We start from the raw sequence: 16,765 nt of genomic DNA, 5'->3' as shown, positions 1-16,765 counted from the left end.
TATAGAATCTCGTATTCAATCTGACAGAAAAGGCGGAATGATCATGGCAGCCAAAACCAATAAGCAGCTCATTCTTGAATTTGAATCGTTCATCACCTATATTCAATCGCTGGACCGCTTGGAAGATGCAGACTGGGAGGCTCCGCTGGAGGCCGGGAAATGGTCCCTGAAGGATGTCCTCTGCCACATCATGCTGTGGGACAAATACTTTTATGAGGAGGCCCTGGTCAAAATTCAAGAAGGCCTGCCGCTGACAGCCGCACATCTCGACTTCAATACATTCAATGCCAATGCGGTTCTATACGCCAGAACTGTGACCCGGCAGGAAGCCATCCGGCAATTCGTCCTGTACCGGACCAAGATTACCGGGCTAGCGGCCTCTTTCAGCGATGCGGCGCTGGAACAGAATCATCCTGATGGGGACGGCAAGAAATTCAACATCCGCAGGTATCTGAGAGATTTCATCTCCCACGACAAGCATCACATGAAGCAGATAGACAAGTATGCAGCATCAGTTGCGGTCCCTAAATCATAAAACTGCGGCCCCGTCTGTCCACTGAAATCTGGATAGATGGGGCCGCAGCTTTTTAACCTACTTGTGGACAGAAACTAAGCTTCCTGATTCCTGATCACAATATCGAAATTCTCATGATACGGATGCATGAATAATTCATACTGAATTCTGCGCTGTTCATGGGACTTCATTAAGTATCCGATATCCGTGCCTCGCTCAGCCACATCCCGGATCCCCCTGCGCCTCAGCTCGGTTTCCCCATCCGTGTGCAGGTATACTTTGAGGTCATACAGCCTATTGCCCGGCAACATACCTCTCCACTTCAAGAGAAGCCAGCAGCAGCGGCGCTACCCCCATAGGTACATCTGATACAACGGCTTCGGAAATGTAGTAATCGTAGGAGCCGTTGCGGTCATTGCTGAGGCCTGCCCCGTGGCAGATCTGGTGCAGATGAACACCTTGTTCGTCTTCGGTAACCAGATGCTTAAGGATTCCCTCGTAGCCCCGAAGCATCGCTGCCTTGAAGGAAGGCTCCAGATAACGCAGACGCAGGGCTTTGGCCATCGCATAGACGAACATGCAGGAGCCTGTCGCTTCGAGGTAGTTGCCCTTACGTCCCGCCTGATCCAGCACCTGATACCAGAGGCCGCTCTCCTTATCCTGCACCTCAACCAGCGCACCGCACATCCGCTGAAAAATCCCCATCACCGTTCCCCGCTGCGGATGGGTCAACGGGAAGTGCTCCAGGCAGTCCACGGCAGCCATCGCATACCAGCCCATCGCCCGGCTCCAGAAATGAGCGGACAATCCGGTGGACGAGTCCGCCCACTCCTGCTCCCCGGATTCATCCCAGCCGTGATAGAACAGGCCGGTACGCGGATCACGGGTTCTGCGTTCAATCAGCAGCAGCTGACGGGCGGCTTCATCGATCAGCTCCGGACGCCCAAAGACCGCCCCGTATTCGGCCAGGAACGGCGAAGCCATATATAATCCGTCCAACCACATCTGAAAGGGATATATTTTCTTATGCCAGAAGCCGCCTTCAGAGGTCCGGGGCTGTCCGATGAGCTGCGCTGCCAGCAGATGGGCGGCTTCCGCGTAGCGCTGCTCGCCCGTCTGACGGTACAGCCAGAACAGATTCTTACCCTGATTGATCTGATCCAGGTTATATTCCTCCAGCGAATAGGAGCGGATGGCCCCGTCCTCCCCGATGAAGCTGTCCATATGCCGCTGCATGAACGAGAGGTACTCAGGCTCGCTATGCTGCATCCCGGCCCGGGCCACTGACATCAGCAGCATACCGGGAACATATGCCCAGCGCTCCATTACATACTCGTGCTCCCCTTGTTCATTGCATTGACCGATGAAAGTATCCGCAATTCTGCGGGATAAGCCTGTGCTTACTGCTTCTGATATAGACATCTCTATTCCTCCTGTCGTTTGCGCTACCTGTTACCCTACTCCTGCGGACCGGCAAGCTGCTTAAGCAGCCACGCATACGCCGGTTCCCCATGAATCTCATGACCCCCTGTAAAAAAATCCGCCGCAAGCCGCCCGTCATGGCCTTCTGCCGCATAAATCAGCTCCAGCCGGTCCAAGGCTTGCCTCGCGGCGGCGGGACCAAACAGATGGTCAGCGTCCCCCGCCTCCAGGAACAGCCCGCGCGGAGCAATCAGTCCCAGCAGATCCGGCATCTCCGCTTCCAGCAGAATGCCCGGAATGTAATTGTCCAGACAATGATGCCGGGTGAGAATGCTGTCTTGGAACGTATTGGCGTAGCCGCTGACCACCGCACTGCTGATCCGTTCATCCAGTGCAGCCGTGAAGCCTGCCACCAGCCCGCCGCCGGAGATGCCCATAATGCCGATCCGCTCACCGTCCACCTCATCCCGCTGCTGCAGATAATCTAGCGCCCGCATCGTCTCATAGATGCGGAAGCCTGCCATCGTCTGCCCTGTCATCAGCAGCGCCGCGGACAGGCGGAAGCAGGAATTACGTCCGGGCTCGCCGCTGGCAAGATCCTCAGCCAGACGCCTGTCTCCGAATCCGAGTACCTCAGGAGCCGCAACGACGAAGCCCCGCTTCACCAGAGAGATGGCAAAATCCTTATGCAGTCCCGGGTCCCCCGTCCGCTCCGACCCGTCCGGGTTCAAGCCGGTAATCTCGCGGCTGCCGTAGCCATGCCCGTGAATAGCCAGCACAGCCGGGCAGGGAGAGCCTACCGGCTCTTCCGGGATCAGGAGATACAGGGCCATTCTAAGTCCTTCATAGGTGGTGATCTCTATACGTTCACGGATATATCCGCTGCAGACTGTACGCTCCAGCCGTACCGGTTCAAGTGCCGCCCTCTGAGCAGGGAATCCGCCCAGCCGCTCTATGAACCTCGCGGTAAGGGATGCCCTCCATTGTCCGAATGGAAGGTCTGCGCTGAAGGCAGAGCTGCGCGGTGCAGACGCCGTCAGTTGATTGATATATTGTTCAAGTGATTCCATCAGGGAAATCCTCCAATCCTGAATGCCTGGGTCCGGGTGTACCACGGTCCAAGTGATTAATAGCCCTCGGGATGCCAGCCGTCCAGCACAGACAGGATCCGGTACTGTGCAGCTTCCTCCGCAGTTAACTGGCGAGACCACGCCACCCGGCCTTCGGGGCAAGCGCCCGGGCCGCTGCTGCCGTACTCTTCATAGCGGCTGGACTGCTCCCGGTCCGGCTGCCCCCAGTTATGCCAGCCTTCTCCGGTCACCGATCCGTCCATCACCGTGCGGATGAAGGCGACATGCGCGTAAGGGCGCCAAGGGCGTCCGAGATAGACCTCACTTACCCCTTCGCCGCCGGTAATCCGGCAATCCAGGAACACATAACCGAAGGCGGCTCCCTCCGGCGTTGAAGCAGCTGTGATATACCCTCTGGAGCGCTTGTTATGGAGATGGCAGCGGTCAAACAACGCGGTGGCCGGTCCAAAAATATAATCCACATCCCCCTCAATGTAGCAATCATCATAATATTGCCGCCCCGGCCCGGTATATAGAGTATCCTGGTCCCCTAACAGACGTACACGCCGGAACACAGCCTGCCCGGCATCCACGAACGCCGCGACCGCCTGTCCTGTTCCCGGGCCGGAAGTGTTGCGGATGGTCAGATTCTCGGCAGTGAAGCCTTCTGCGAACACGTTCAGCGTCCCGGTGCGGAAGGTACGCAGCGGTTCACCGTCCGCGCCGAGCGTATGGGCATTATCATTCCACGAGATAATGGTGGAATGCTGATCCTCTCCCAGCAGCAGGATGGGCGGGGCTTCGCGGGCGATCTTAACCTTTTCCTCATAGATCCCGGGCTTAATCCGTATGGTTACGGCTTGCAACTCCCCCGGCGGAATGGAATCCAGCGCCTCCTGCAAACTGCTGAATCCTTCTCCGGCATTCTTCGAGACTATCATTAACATTGAACGGCTCCTTTCACAGCAACCTGAATGTATTCTATAATAACCGTAACAGCTTCCAGGAGAAGAGGAGATGTATGAACAGCGTATCTGGCCCTAATCCCAAATATTATCTTGAAGACGGACGCTTCAGCATCCAGCATATGAAGCGCAAAGGCATCACTGCCATGCCGCGCCCCCACAGCCATGAATGGACGGAGCTGTATTATCTGACGGACGGGGAGCGTGTATATTTCGTGGACGACCGGGTGGTTACGGTTCACAAAGGCGAGCTGATTCTGATTCCCGGCCGCGAGCTCCATTCCACGGCTAGCTCTGAGAAGGCTGAGTTCGAGCGGATTCTGATCAACTATGACCCGCTGCTGCTGCCCCCGGTGCTGAGGGACGAGCAGCAGTGGTTCCAGAGCCGCCGCTACCGCTTGTTCAGGCTGACCCTGCGCGAGCAGAATGAAGCGGAGTCCCTGCTGAACCGCATGCTGGAGGAATCCCGCCTCCGGCGGCCCTTGTACGAAGCCTGTGTCACCGCGCTATTGACTGAGCTGATGATTCTGCTCCAGCGTTCGGAGAGCACGGCCCAGTCCGGCGGGACCCGCCATCCGCTGCACCATCTGGTAACCGATGTCGCCACCTATATCCGTGCCCATTACCGGGAAGCGCTTACGCTGGAAGAGACCGCCAAGGACTTTTTCATCAGTCCGTCCTATTTGAGCCGGGTATTTCATCGCCTGACCGGCTTTCATTTCCGGGAATATATCGTCCATATCCGGGTCCGCGAGGCCCAGCGCCTGCTGGCCGGTACCCCCGCCAGAATCCAGGAGATTGCAGGGGCAGTCGGCTTCGAGCATCTGTCCCATTTCAATAAAACTTTCAAGAAATCAACCGGCCTGACCCCGCTCCAGTACCGCAAGGAAGCGGGGGCACTGCCTGCACCGGAGTCTGGAGGGTAGTATCCGTTCCGCCCCGTACCTCTGCTTAATGCTCTGTGATGGCCAGCTCTCCTGAACGGACAAGCTCAACATCACTGCACTTATGCATCTGTACCTGCGGCTCCTCCTGCGTCTGCAGCCTGATCCGGTCCAGCTTCAGACCTGCGGCATGGCGCAGGATGATTCCCCGCTTGCTTATGGCGCTGAAATTCTCCACCGTAAGCGCAGCAAGCGGCATTTCCGGCAGCCCGTTCACCAGCAGCGCGGTTGCCGCCCCGTGGCAGGCCATATTCCGCAGCGTAATGTTACGGAACTGCGGAGTCTCCTCCGTGACCGGGAACTCCTGCTCATCATAGCCCTCAGATCCCTCAACCCCGGCATAGAACAGGTGGAAGGAGACCGCTTCATGGACGATGCCTGACATCTGTATATTTTCTACCCGGATATCCTCTACTACGCCGCCTCTTCCCCGGGTACTCTTGAAGCGCAGCCCGATGTCCGTACCCATGAACACGCAGTCGTTCACCCGGACGGCATGTACACCGCCCGACATTTCACTGCCGATCACTACCCCGCCATGCCCGTGATAGACCGTACAATGGCGGATCGTAATGTATCGGCAAGCTCTTCCTGCCCGGCGGCCCTCCTCATCCTTGCCCGATTTCAGACAGATGGCATCGTCGCCTACATCGAACCCGCAGTGCTCGACCAGCGCATGTGTACAGGACTCCAGATCCAGCCCGTCCCCGTTCTGGGAGTACCACGGATTGCGCACTTGAATATGTCTGATCGTAACCTGCTCACAGCCCATGGGGTGCAGACACCAGGCAGGAGAATTCTGAAAGGTCGGCCCCTCCAGCAGCACTCTACGGCAATTCCGCAGGCTCAGCAGCGCTGGACGCAGATACGCACGGGCAGGGAGGTAGGCTTTCATTGCTGTCTCGCCTTTTTTCTTCAGGCTCAGATAACAGGCTTCTCCCGCAAGCGCTTCCTTGGAAGGCCACCAGATCTCGCCCTGTTCATCCAAGGCCCCCCCGGAGGCAAGCAGGCTATTCCACTCCAGTTCCGTCCGCTTGAAGCGCTTTACCGGACGCCAGGCCTCACCGCTGCCATCGAAGATGCCTTCACCGGTAATGGCTAGATCGCTCAGATCCTCTCCGTCCAGCGGAGCCTGGCACCGCCAGCCGGCAGTCCCTTCGTAATGGGAGAACAGCAGGGGATACCGCGAATAGTCGGGTTCAAAGCATACCAGTGCCCCCCGCTCGGCACACAGATTGATCCGGCTGTGCAGCGTCAGCGGCCCGGTACGCCAGATTCCAGGCGGGATGATCACCGTTCCTCCTCCCGCAGCTGCGCAGGCATCCAGGGTATCCTGTATAGCAGATGTACAGAGCAGCCCTTCAGCTTCTGCCCCATAGTCTGTAATACGGAAGGTCCGCTGCGGAATCTGCGGCAGCTCCGGGATTGGATAAACTTCGGAATCATATTTATTATTCATCGTATTCCTCCATCTCTGTCTAATCAAGATCTATTCAAGCTCTTCATAGCTGAACCAGCCGTAATCCGCAACATTGCTGCTCTGTGCTCCGCCCGCACTGGCATACATTCCGATATAGGCCCCTGTAAAACCTCCGGCCCAATCCGTGCTCAGCACCCGGCCGTCAGCCTTTTCATGCAGTGCGGTCCAGGTGTCTGATCCTGAAGCTCTATAATAAAAGCTGTAATCCTGCCCCCTAGCTTCTACCTTAAGCTGTACGGTATCCAGCGGATAAGGCGCAGAGGCCAGCAATTGCTCAGCTCCTCTGCTGCGCACGGTCAGCTTCAGCAGCTGCCTGCCATCCTCCAGCGCCCGTTCATAGCGGAAGTGGTTATCCGCATTCTGGATCAGGGCCAGTCCGGCGCTCTCGCCTGCGGCCTCCGGCTGGAAGCGCATCTCCGCTGCGGTTCTGAAGCTGAGATGCTGCTGCCGTCTTCCGATATAAGCCGGATTGCCGGTCTCTGCAAGCACCTCCGGCTTCAGCCGCAGCCGCAGATGTCCCGGATGCTCGCTGAGGCTCCAGAATTCACCGCGCGGCGTGCGCAGGAAGTTCCAGACGGGGCTAAGCTCCCCGTCAGCAAAATCATCACGCACCGGCAGCAGCGGCCACTGCGTCACCGGCAGATCCGGCGCTGGCCCCTCAAGCCCAAGTACGCCCTTGCCGGGATTCACTACCGGCCATTCGTCCTCCCACTTGACCGGAGCCAGGAAGGTCTCCCGGCCCAGGTTGCGGTAATATCCCCCGCAGGTCCGGGAGGCCAGGCAGAGCATCCACCACTCCCCATGCTGCGTCTCGACAAGTTCCCCGTGCCCCGTATTCACTATGGGGTACTCCCTGCCGAGATGGCGGTGGGTCAGGATCGGGTTGGCCCGGTGCCCCTCATAAGGCCCCGTCACGTTCCGGCTTCTGGCAACCGTTACCGCATGGGTATGGCCGGTGCCGCCCTCAGCGATCAGCAGATAATACCATTCTCCAATGGAATACAGATGCGGCCCTTCCTGGGCATGCGCTGTCTTCAGCGCACCTTGCCAGAGACTGTGCTTCGGGCCGGTAAGCCTGCCCTGCGCCAGATCAATCTCCTGCAGCCAGATGTCCATATGCTTCGGATAATCCTGGCCCCCGGGAGGCACCCGGTTACCGGTGTAGTAGACCTTGCCGTCCTTATCGAAGAACAGCGAGGGATCAATGCCGGGCGCATCCTCCAGCCAGACCGGATCTGACCAGTCTCCCGCCGGATCGGCGGATGTGACATAAAAATTATGCGGGTCCTTGTGATTATCTACGAACGTTGTGATCATATAAAAGAGACCTTGATGATACCGGAGGGTCGGCGCCCAAATCCCCCTCGACGGGAGAATTCCGTCCAGATTGAGCTGGGACGGACGGTCCAGCACATGGCCCAGCTGGCGCCAGTGGACAAGATCCCTGCTGTGGAAAATCGGAACCCCGGGGTAGAATTCAAAGCTTGAAGTGACCAGATAATAGTCCTCTCCTACACGGATGGCCGAAGGATCTGGATAGAAGCCCGGCAGCACCGGATTACGGAATGTTCTCAAATTCGGAAGTCCTCCTTCACACGGGCATTATGTACAAACACTCAATCAACGATAGGAAAGCATAACCCATTATAGTTCGTATAAGTTTAATTTTCTTGCGCTTTCTATGTTCTTTTTCTTGTTTTTTATACTTTCTTGTCCTGCAAACAGAAACAGCGACAGCAGAGGACGGATAACATCCCTTACTGTCGCTGCACTATGGAAGTGTAGAATTCACTCTCGTAGTAGCCCGCTGAAATGAGTGAATCAGATTATTTTAATCAAGCGTCTTAGCATACTCTCTTAATTGTTCAGGCTCACTTGTGTGATAGACCATTTGTTCATGATCAAAAATCACAATTACGGGCCTTTTCGCTTCCAGGCCCAGTACCTCCAGCCACTTCAGCTTCTTCTCCTCTGTATGCACAGTCACATGCGGGATATGCTCCACGAGCGCAGGCTCGGAATTATGTACCTCATTTACTTCATTATCCCAATCCCGTGAATTGGAGAATATATGCATGTGAAGTACGTTCTCTTCCTTGGACACCAGCTGATCAATGACATCTGCTTTCGTAGGGCCGCAGCCAGCAATCAATAAGAATACTGAGACCAGCAAAAACAGTCTATGCCAATGATTAAGCATGTTATCGCCTCCTTCCTAAGCTATCTATATACCCATTTATTAACACATGGACTGGGACCCCTACTTCCTCACATAGAGCGAATAGGTCTCTGGAGCGGCAAAATGTAGTTTCTGCGCTAATCGGATAGAGGCAATATTGTGAAGGCCACAGTCCCATCTTGGCGTGATCTGACGTTCTAAGCACTCCAGGATAAAAGCTTCGGCAACACATTGAGCCACGCCCTTTCCCCTATACAAAGGATTCGTCACTATATCAATTTCAGCGTACTGTTCGGACGAGAATATAGAGACACATTCCCCAGCAAATACATCGTGTTCCGTAACAAAGAAACCGAAGCCCTTGTCCGCAAAACGCTCCACCGATCCCCAGTATTTCCGGATGTACGCTGCATCGAACTCTCTATGTCCCTCAAGCGATTCCTCATTTGTCCTGTTCAGCCGGAAGCCATCCGGTATACCCGCTCTTCCCGATTGCATGAAACGATGCCCATTGAATGTAAAAGAATACCTCTGCATCCGCTGCAGCTTCGCCCCTAAAAGCTCATTAATTCTTCGATCCCATCGTTCAGAGGATGAAAATAACGTAAACCTCTGATTAAGCTTCTCTCTGCGCTTGAATTCGTGCATAAGCATGAGTGCAAAATCATCATTAGTCTCATCCCCCATCACTGCATAAATGCCTGAAGAAGTACCGATCAGCGCCGAAGACTTATCGATGATGATGTCCCCGTCAATGTAACGGTCTAATACCGAATACGCAAATGTGGGAAAAGTGTTATCTTGATCAGCATCCATTATATTTCTTGCGGCGATGGCAGAAGCTTCGTTCTCGATCATTTCAAAACGTTCCTTTCTAGAGAAAACAGTATGGTTTACAACAAATTAGATAAACAGCTAATTACATGATAATATAATTCGTTGATTCATACAATTGTTATTATTATACGCGGTGCAGCTTACGGTACCGGGATGGTGTTAATCCCAGCTTCGCCGTGAACACCCGGCTCAGATAGAAGCCGTTCTCGTAACCGCACTGCTGGGCGATCAGCTCAATGGGCAACCTTGAATCCTCTAAGAGCTGGCAGGCCCGTCTGAGCCGGAGTCCGGTTACGAAGTCTGAAGGGGCCGTCCCATAGGCTGCACGGAAACGCCGCGTTAATTGTACCGGTGTAATAGCAAGGGTAGCCGCCAGCTCCTGCAGGGTCATAGGTGTACAGGCATGCTCCAGCAGCCATTGCTTAGCCTGTTGCATCAGCGGGCCCGGGCTTGTCTCTCCAGAGCGCAGTTCCTCGGATGCACTGCTGCGCTCAATTTCAAGCAGCCTCCACAAATCCTCCAGCATATGCTTCATCCGGCTATAGCCCGGCTCCTCCTGAATCCCTCTTCCGATACTCCGCATATAGCGGCAGGTAGACATCAGGCGCTCCACATCCCGGACAGTCCATCTGCCTCCAAGCGTTGCGGCGTCCTCCGGTCCCTCCTCTTCCTCCCATTCGAATTGTATGAAATGAAAGGTCAACGGACTAAGTGTTCTCCGGTAAAAGGTTGTCCCCGGCGGACATACAATGATATCCCCGGACCCGCCTTCCCCTTCGTGGTCTCCGAAGCGGTAAGCGAATTGTCCCTGCTCCACCGCAAATAAGGTCCACACGGGGTAGGTGTCGTGCTCCAGCAGGAACTGATTTTTCTGCTCCCAATACAGATAGACTGCCGGACGAACCGACCAATTCATGCGCATGTCTGACGCTCCTTAGATGCATTATTCAATGAAATAAAGTGTATAAATCAAGAAATTATATGCATGTCATTTGATTATTGATTATTCTATCATGAAACTACGGATATATTAACATACATCAAAGGAGAGGTTCAACAATGCGTAGTGAAACGGTCAACACGGAGGTAACTGTGGTAGGCGGCGGACTGGCAGGGGTATGCGCGGCGATTGCGGCAGCCCGGCTGGGCCAGCGTGTAGCGCTGATTAATAACCGTCCGGTGCTCGGCGGTAACTCCAGCAGTGAGGTGCGGGTATGGGTATGCGGCGCAACCTCGCACGGCATTCACCGGTATGCCCGTGAGACGGGGATTATGGGCGAGCTGTTTGTGGAGAACCAGTACCGCAACAAAGACGGCAATCCGTATCTCTGGGATATGGTTGTGCTTGAAGCGGTTAAGGCCGAGCCGAACATTCAGCTGTTTCTGAACACGGATGTTCATGAGGTCGATACTTCCGAGGATGGCAGCGGCCAGCGGAGCATCCGGTCCGTGACCGGGTGGATGATGGGGTCGGAGCGGAGAATTACTTTTGAAAGCGCGGTCTTTCTGGACTGTACAGGGGATGGCCTGGTAGGCTTCCTGGCAGGGGCAGAGTACCGGCTGGGCCGTGAAGCACGCGAAGAATATAATGAGGAATGGGCACCGTTAATCGCAGATGATATTACGCTCGGCAGCACACTGCTCTTCTATACCAAGGACGCAGGTCATCCGGTCAAATATATCGCTCCAGCCATGGCAAAGGATATTACACAAACCTCTATTGCCGAGCGCCGCATCATCCGCAGCGGCGACAACGGCTGCGCCTACTGGTGGATCGAATTCGGCGGCGAGCAGGACACTGTTCATGACAATGAGGCCATCCGCGACGAGCTGTGGTCTGTGATCTACGGGATCTGGGACTATATTAAGAACTCCGGCAAATTCGACGCTGACAACATGACACTGGAATGGGTCGGTTCGACTCCGGGCAAGCGGGAGTACCGCCGGTTCATTGGCGATTATGTCCTGAATCAGAACGATATCCTGGCCCAGCGCGAATTCCCGGACCGTGTGGCGTTCGGCGGCTGGTCCATTGACCTGCATCCGCCGCAGGGAGTGTACGCTACAGAGTCAGGCTCGAAGCATATGTATTCGGACGGCAGCTATCACATCCCGTTCCGTTCGTTGTATTCGGTGAACGTCAGCAATCTGCTGATGGCCGGCCGCGACATCAGCGCCTCGCATGTAGCGTTCGGCACGACTCGCGTCATGGCTACCTGCGCGGTCATCGGCGAAGCCGCCGGTATCGGCGCGGCACTCTGCGCCGCCAAGGGAATATCGCCGCGCGAACTGCATGCGACCCACCTGAACGAGCTGCAGCAGACGATGCTGCGCCAGGATGCTTCCGTCCTCGGGCTACGCAACGAGGATGATGCCGATCTGTCGCTGAAGGCTGCGCTCAGCGCTTCCAGCGAGCGGACCCGGTTCGGCGTGGAGCAATCCGCGTTCAGCGTCCCGCTCACAGCGAACATCGGCATCACCGTTGCGGCCGATCCGGGGCTGGACGGAATTGAGCTGCTGATCGATGCGGCCGAAGCCGCAGAGCTGACGGTCGAGCTATGGGAGACCGGACGTCCCGAGAACTATGTTCCCCATACGCTGATTCAGTCCGCGTCAGCTCCCGTTCAGGCCGGAGCCGCCCAGTGGGTGAAGCTCCCGGTTCAGTGGCAGCCGGAGTCACCGCGCAACGCGTTCCTGATCTTGAAGGCCCATCCTGCACTGTCGCTGCATATGGCGGATGAGCCAGCTTCGGGTATGCTCGCCTACGGGCATAATGAAACCCCCGCAGCCTCGCGGGATTTCGGTGAGAATCCGCCTGCACAGCCCGTAGTGCAGTGGGACAAAAAGAAATTCGATCACAAAGCCCCGTGCCTCCGTCTGTCCGGGATAACGAGTGCCTTCGCTGCGGATAAAGTTATCGACGGCTACCTCCGCCCGTACGGCGGTCCGCATATGTGGTCCTCTGACCGGATGGCCTCCGGTCAGCCGGAGTGGCTAGAGCTGGCCTGGAACGAGCCGGTAACTCTGCGCGAGGTTCACGTTACCTTCAACGACGATGTCAACGAGGACCTGATCAACCTGCATCATCATATTACACCTTACGAAATCCTGCCAACACTCGTTAAGGAGTATCGTATTGAAGCTTACCTGGACGGCAAATGGACCTCAGTTGCCGGGGAACGTGACAACCACAAGCGCAAGCGGGTACACACGCTGAACGAAGCTGTGACAACTGGCCGCCTGCGCGTTGTGATTGAGTCGACTAACGGAAGCCAGTATGCGGAGATTATTGAGGTGCGGGTATATGGTTAAGGGAGCGGACTAAATTTAACACATTGAAATTTGAAGCGGAAGGCTACAGCATTTAAAATGTAGACTTCGGTAGTACAGCTAAAATAAGTATGGATAGCAAACATGGTCAGTTAAGAATATCCCGATCAATTCCGGAACAGCGGTAGGAACCCATACGGTATATGTTACTTTTGTGAAGTCAGATTCCACCACAGTTGCAAATTTAATTTTGTTCCAGTTCAAATGGGATGGAAACTGTTTGATGTATGTTGAGCGGGGCCTGACTGCGGTCAGGCCCTTGTTTGGCGTATATGGGACTTTTGCTGGGGGCGGGGATTATTGCTCCGTCCACTGCTCAAAGAGGTTGTACAATTCATCAAGGCGTTCCTCGTCTTCGGCCGCGAACATTAGCAGATGGCCACCGTTGTTGTTCATAATCATAATCAATTCACCCGGCCGGCCAAAAAAACGAACCCCCGTGTATAAATCTGAATCCGCTTGGCGGGATGGAAAGTTCTGCTCAATTCGCTCCGCAACAACCTCATCGATATCCCAATATTCTTCGCTGCTATACTCCATCGCCAGCACTGCCTGCAAATGGGCCATGGCCAGCAAAAATTCCTTAACAGACGAACGCAGGCGCTCCCATTCGGCTCCGCTGCGCACATAGACGGGAGGATTATCAAGCTTCATATCCGCTGCACGGATTCCCCACACGCAGGCTTCTTGATTTTCGGTATAAAAAATGCAGTAATCTTCTTCCATATAACGCGGAAATTTGTGAGGCGGAACCAGAAAATCCTGAGTTGCGTTCAATGCAGAGTGGGCCCCAAGCTCCGTATAATACGCCCGCAACACCTGCGGAATATGCCCGTAGCGTTCCAGCCACGGGGTTAACGATTCATTATCGAATCCGCACGGTTCCGTAATGTGGAACAGGTTCCGAATCGCTGTAAAATCAGTCATTACTTATCCCTCCCGTTCGTCGATATCCAAGTGTTAATTAACGTAATCTTAACATAGTTTATTGTGAAAAAAAGCCTAATCCTTTGGCATAAATGCTTAAGGATTAGGCTTTCTGCCCTTTAGTTTAACGCTTCATATAATGCAATAAGAGCCAAGGACTGGCCGTAGGCCATAGGTCTGAGGGCAATGTTCTTGTAATGCTCCTTATCCATCCCCATACCGGTTCCGGCCGACACATTCAGCACAGTTCCATCTACGCTTATATTTTGACATACCGACTCAATAGCCTTGTCTGCCGCAGCCTGATAGGAGGCATCCAGAATACCGGCCTTGATGCCTTTGATAATCCCTGCGGCGATTGCTGCCGACCCCGATACCTCTTCATAGCTGGATGGGTCCTGCAGGACGGTATGCCACAGACCGGAAGCGGCCTGGAGCGATACCAGGGCATTGACCTGAGCAGTATACGTATCAACCAGAAACCGGCGGAACCCCGGACTAATCGAATCCTGGCAGGCTTCCAGATAATCAACGATCCCATACGTGAACCAGGAATTGCCGCGGCACCAGAAGATGCTGCCGAAATTATCATTGCGTTCGAAGCTCCAGCCGTGGAAGAACAGGCCGGTATGTTTGTCGAACAAATATTTGATATGGAGCAGAATCTGGTGTTCAGCCTCATGCGCCCACTCCGGACGGTTGAACTTACGCCCCGCCTGGTTCAGGAACAGCACCGCCATAAAGAGCGTATCAATCCACAGCTGTCCATTGTGCAGGTGAATTCCATCCCGGTTGCCGATGGCAGTGACCGTATGCTGAAAGCCGCCTTCTTTGGTCTTGGGCAGCTCATGAATGAGCCAATCCGCATGCTCCCGGCATAGCTCTTCCAGTTCGCCGGAAGGCTCAAGCTGATCCAGGAGCAGCACCAGAGGCAAATAGGGAGCTGTTGTATTAATGTTTTTGGAAGGCAGGCCTGCCTCCAGGTTACGGGAATACCAACTCTGAAAGAATTCCATATAGCGCGTATCGCCGTAATAGTTCTGCAGCTTATAAAGACCATAAAGACCTACGCCCTGAGGCCAATCCCATTCTTCAATGCCGAAATCCCGTTGCACAATCCCTACTCTGGTATCGGCCTGAACCACGGTTTTATCCTTTTCATAGTCGCTGCCGCCCAGGTTCATAAGCCTGTCTACGACCAGACCGATCTTTTGAAGCAATAGTTCATTTGTCATCATTCCATCAGCTCCTTATTATTAAATAAGCCCGGTTAAATAGCCCGCAGATGCCATTGATCGTTAATTTCTTTAATTAACGACAGGTCGCATTTGGGTGTCCGGTCATAGGCTACCAGGCCGTTAATCTCCTGCTCCACATCTGTTAACTGTGTATAACAATATCCGTAAATAATCTTCGACGCGTATACCGCTTTCATAATTCTTCCGTATTCCAGAACAAGATCCTCTGCAGATTGTGCACTGGTATATCCCCAGCCATCGTCCGCGCCAGCTTTATAGCTAATACCACCGAATTCAGTTAACAAGATGGGCTCGCCCTGATGCTCATATCCGTCTGCATATACACTTCGGGCTGATGGCTTGGAAGCAAGCATGGTATCTTTGGTAGAAAGAATCCGCTTGAACTCTTCATACTTATCGGGCTCATCTGCTCTACCATGCTGATAATTGTGTACCGCACAGATGTCAGTCAACGTCATTTCCCATCCGTCATTCGATATCACTAACCGGGTATTATCCAAGGAATGAATCAGACTATACATGGCTAAGCTGTGATACTGCTGCTGCTTATCCGATTTCACCAGCGGAATTCCCCAGCTCTCGTTAAGCGGGACCCAGGCCACAATCGAGGGATGATTGAAGTCACGGTCAATAATCTCAATCCATTCTTTGGTTAACCGGGCTACAGCATCATTATTGTAAGAGGCGTTCGCCGCACATTCTCCCCATACAAGGAACCCTATCCGGTCAGCCCAGTATAAAAACCGGGGGTCCTCGACCTTCTGATGCTTACGGCAACCGTTGAACCCTAATTCTTTGGCTAATTCAATATCCTTCTTCAGATGGTCGTCCGTTGGCGCCGTAAGTAATCCTTCCTGCCAATACCCCTGATCCAGTACAAGCTTTTGATAATACGGTTTGTTATTCAGATAGACCATACCATCCTCTGTATGAACCTTCCGCATGCCGAAATACGACTCTATAGAGTCCACCTCAACCCCGTGATCGTACAGCTTCATTTCCACATCGAACAAATTAGGAGCTTCCGGGCTCCATGTCCAGCCGGCGCGGTGAAAGTTTGTGCGGAATATTTTCAGACCAAACAGATCTACCATTCTGCGTGTTATAGGCTGTAACAATCGTACCCGGTCCTGAATAACCAGTTCTCCGCCAAAAGAAATACGAAGTTCCAAATCTAATTCTTCTGATCCATGTCCCTCCGATTTCACTTCTATTCCAATGCTACCTTGATCCAGATCGGGCGTAAACTTCACCTGCTGAATATGCACAGGGTTGACTGCCTCCAGCCACACGGTCTGCCAAATCCCTGTTGTGCGGGTATACCAGATGCTTTCGGGCTTCTCAAGCCAGAACTGTTTGCCCCGAGGGATAGTCTCATCCGTTGAAGGGTCCTCCACATGAACAGTGACCTGCTCCTCCTGACCGGTTAAGGCATGCGTAATATCAAAAGAAAATGAAGTGTGTCCACCCTCATGCACGCCGATATAATGACCATTCACATACACCCATGCCCGATAATCTACCGCTCCAAAATGTAATATCACACGCTTCTGATACCAGTCCGAATTGAGGGTGAAATTGCGCTTATACCAAACATAGTCATGAAAAGTGGTATCGTGTATTCCGCTGGCAGGGGTCTGAAACGCAAAGGGAACTTCAATGGTCTGACTGAAGCTCTCACCTGGATCAAACCATCGCTGCGTTGCTCCCTCATTGCTGTCATCAAATTCAAATTGCCAGGTTCCATTTAAGTTAAGCCATGCGTCTCTGACGAACTGCGGACGCGGATATTCCATCCTGTGTGTCATCTAGCTTCAGCTCCTATCTTAGTAGTCCAC

The 16,765-nt window shown here is 54.0% G+C and carries 14 protein-coding genes and 1 pseudogene; 3 read left to right on the top strand and 12 right to left on the bottom strand.

Annotated elements, in window-relative coordinates:
* Positions 1 to 43 precede the first annotated feature (43 nt).
* Positions 44 to 535, top strand: coding sequence for a DinB family protein (locus tag MKY86_RS07845; protein ID WP_076079110.1), 492 nt, complete (start codon positions 44 to 46; stop codon positions 533 to 535).
* Between the two features lie 74 nt (positions 536 to 609).
* Here MKY86_RS07845 and MKY86_RS07840 read toward each other — a convergent pair.
* From MKY86_RS07840 to MKY86_RS07825, 4 genes and pseudogenes are all read right to left on the bottom strand, one after another.
* Positions 610 to 807: pseudogene (locus MKY86_RS07840) on the bottom strand (phosphoribulokinase); the annotation flags it as partial.
* Between the two features lies 1 nt (position 808).
* Positions 809 to 1,936: a glycoside hydrolase family 88/105 protein gene (locus MKY86_RS07835; RefSeq protein WP_076079111.1), complete on the bottom strand. Its 1,128-nt coding sequence runs from the start codon at positions 1,934 to 1,936 to the stop codon at positions 809 to 811.
* A 35-nt stretch (positions 1,937 to 1,971) separates the two neighbouring features.
* A complete protein-coding gene (locus MKY86_RS07830) occupies positions 1,972 to 3,006 on the bottom strand; it encodes a dienelactone hydrolase family protein (RefSeq protein ID WP_076079112.1) in 1,035 nt (344 codons plus the stop codon).
* A gap of 56 nt (positions 3,007 to 3,062) precedes the next feature.
* On the bottom strand, positions 3,063 to 3,953 hold the full coding sequence (locus MKY86_RS07825) for a pectinesterase family protein (protein ID WP_076079113.1): 891 nt from the start codon (positions 3,951 to 3,953) through the stop codon (positions 3,063 to 3,065).
* A gap of 74 nt (positions 3,954 to 4,027) precedes the next feature.
* Between MKY86_RS07825 and MKY86_RS07820 the strand changes: the two genes are divergently transcribed.
* Entirely contained in the window at positions 4,028 to 4,897 is an 870-nt protein-coding gene (locus MKY86_RS07820) for a helix-turn-helix domain-containing protein (RefSeq protein WP_076079114.1), read from the top strand.
* 25 nt (positions 4,898 to 4,922) lie between these two features.
* On the opposite strand, the gene MKY86_RS07815 is transcribed toward MKY86_RS07820, so the two are convergent.
* From MKY86_RS07815 to MKY86_RS07795, 5 genes are all read right to left on the bottom strand, one after another.
* The gene (locus MKY86_RS07815) at positions 4,923 to 6,374 is read right to left on the bottom strand and encodes a glycoside hydrolase family 28 protein (protein ID WP_076079115.1); all 1,452 of its coding nucleotides are present in this window, start codon (positions 6,372 to 6,374) and stop codon (positions 4,923 to 4,925) included.
* A gap of 30 nt (positions 6,375 to 6,404) precedes the next feature.
* A complete protein-coding gene (locus MKY86_RS07810; RefSeq protein ID WP_076079116.1) occupies positions 6,405 to 7,970 on the bottom strand; it encodes a glycoside hydrolase family 43 protein in 1,566 nt (521 codons plus the stop codon).
* 256 nt (positions 7,971 to 8,226) lie between these two features.
* On the bottom strand, positions 8,227 to 8,595 hold the full coding sequence (locus MKY86_RS07805; protein WP_076079117.1) for a hypothetical protein: 369 nt from the start codon (positions 8,593 to 8,595) through the stop codon (positions 8,227 to 8,229).
* A 60-nt stretch (positions 8,596 to 8,655) separates the two neighbouring features.
* A complete protein-coding gene (locus tag MKY86_RS07800; RefSeq protein WP_076079118.1) occupies positions 8,656 to 9,432 on the bottom strand; it encodes a GNAT family N-acetyltransferase in 777 nt (258 codons plus the stop codon).
* A gap of 103 nt (positions 9,433 to 9,535) precedes the next feature.
* Positions 9,536 to 10,333 (bottom strand): AraC family transcriptional regulator, encoded by a 798-nt coding sequence (locus MKY86_RS07795; RefSeq protein WP_076079119.1) that lies wholly within the window; start codon positions 10,331 to 10,333, stop codon positions 9,536 to 9,538.
* Between the two features lie 137 nt (positions 10,334 to 10,470).
* Here MKY86_RS07795 and MKY86_RS07790 point away from each other — a divergent pair, with 137 nt between their 5' ends.
* A complete protein-coding gene (locus MKY86_RS07790) occupies positions 10,471 to 12,723 on the top strand; it encodes an FAD-dependent oxidoreductase (RefSeq protein WP_076079120.1) in 2,253 nt (750 codons plus the stop codon).
* A gap of 315 nt (positions 12,724 to 13,038) precedes the next feature.
* On the opposite strand, the gene MKY86_RS07785 is transcribed toward MKY86_RS07790, so the two are convergent.
* The 3 genes from MKY86_RS07785 to MKY86_RS07775 form a co-directional block, all read right to left on the bottom strand.
* Positions 13,039 to 13,668 carry a hypothetical protein gene (locus tag MKY86_RS07785; protein WP_076079121.1) on the bottom strand — a complete coding sequence of 210 codons (630 nt, stop codon included), beginning with the start codon at positions 13,666 to 13,668 and terminating at the stop codon, positions 13,039 to 13,041.
* Positions 13,669 to 13,787: 119 nt separating this feature from the next.
* On the bottom strand, positions 13,788 to 14,906 hold the full coding sequence (locus tag MKY86_RS07780) for a glycoside hydrolase family 88/105 protein (RefSeq protein ID WP_076079122.1): 1,119 nt from the start codon (positions 14,904 to 14,906) through the stop codon (positions 13,788 to 13,790).
* A gap of 32 nt (positions 14,907 to 14,938) precedes the next feature.
* The gene (locus MKY86_RS07775) at positions 14,939 to 16,735 is read right to left on the bottom strand and encodes a glycoside hydrolase family 2 protein (RefSeq protein ID WP_076079123.1); all 1,797 of its coding nucleotides are present in this window, start codon (positions 16,733 to 16,735) and stop codon (positions 14,939 to 14,941) included.
* Between the last annotated feature and the right edge of the window lie 30 nt (positions 16,736 to 16,765).

It is taken from the genome of Paenibacillus sp. FSL R7-0333 (assembly GCF_038000365.1).
Classification (GTDB): domain Bacteria; phylum Bacillota; class Bacilli; order Paenibacillales; family Paenibacillaceae; genus Paenibacillus_AQ; species Paenibacillus_AQ silagei.
Note: the sequence above shows the minus strand (reverse complement) of the source record. Positions and strands in the feature narration are given on the sequence as shown.

Coding starts and splice junctions, on each gene's coding strand:
- MKY86_RS07775 (WP_076079123.1), bottom strand. CDS start 16,735: ATGACACACAGGATGGAATATCCGCGTCCGCAGTTCGTCAGAGACGCA.
- MKY86_RS07800 (WP_076079118.1), bottom strand. CDS start 9,432: ATGATCGAGAACGAAGCTTCTGCCATCGCCGCAAGAAATATAATGGAT.
- MKY86_RS07780 (WP_076079122.1), bottom strand. CDS start 14,906: ATGATGACAAATGAACTATTGCTTCAAAAGATCGGTCTGGTCGTAGAC.
- MKY86_RS07815 (WP_076079115.1), bottom strand. CDS start 6,374: ATGAATAATAAATATGATTCCGAAGTTTATCCAATCCCGGAGCTGCCG.
- MKY86_RS07785 (WP_076079121.1), bottom strand. CDS start 13,668: ATGACTGATTTTACAGCGATTCGGAACCTGTTCCACATTACGGAACCG.
- MKY86_RS07820 (WP_076079114.1), top strand. CDS start 4,028: ATGAACAGCGTATCTGGCCCTAATCCCAAATATTATCTTGAAGACGGA.
- MKY86_RS07795 (WP_076079119.1), bottom strand. CDS start 10,333: ATGCGCATGAATTGGTCGGTTCGTCCGGCAGTCTATCTGTATTGGGAG.
- MKY86_RS07845 (WP_076079110.1), top strand. CDS start 44: ATGGCAGCCAAAACCAATAAGCAGCTCATTCTTGAATTTGAATCGTTC.
- MKY86_RS07805 (WP_076079117.1), bottom strand. CDS start 8,595: ATGCTTAATCATTGGCATAGACTGTTTTTGCTGGTCTCAGTATTCTTA.
- MKY86_RS07830 (WP_076079112.1), bottom strand. CDS start 3,006: ATGGAATCACTTGAACAATATATCAATCAACTGACGGCGTCTGCACCG.
- MKY86_RS07790 (WP_076079120.1), top strand. CDS start 10,471: ATGCGTAGTGAAACGGTCAACACGGAGGTAACTGTGGTAGGCGGCGGA.
- MKY86_RS07835 (WP_076079111.1), bottom strand. CDS start 1,936: ATGTCTATATCAGAAGCAGTAAGCACAGGCTTATCCCGCAGAATTGCG.
- MKY86_RS07825 (WP_076079113.1), bottom strand. CDS start 3,953: ATGTTAATGATAGTCTCGAAGAATGCCGGAGAAGGATTCAGCAGTTTG.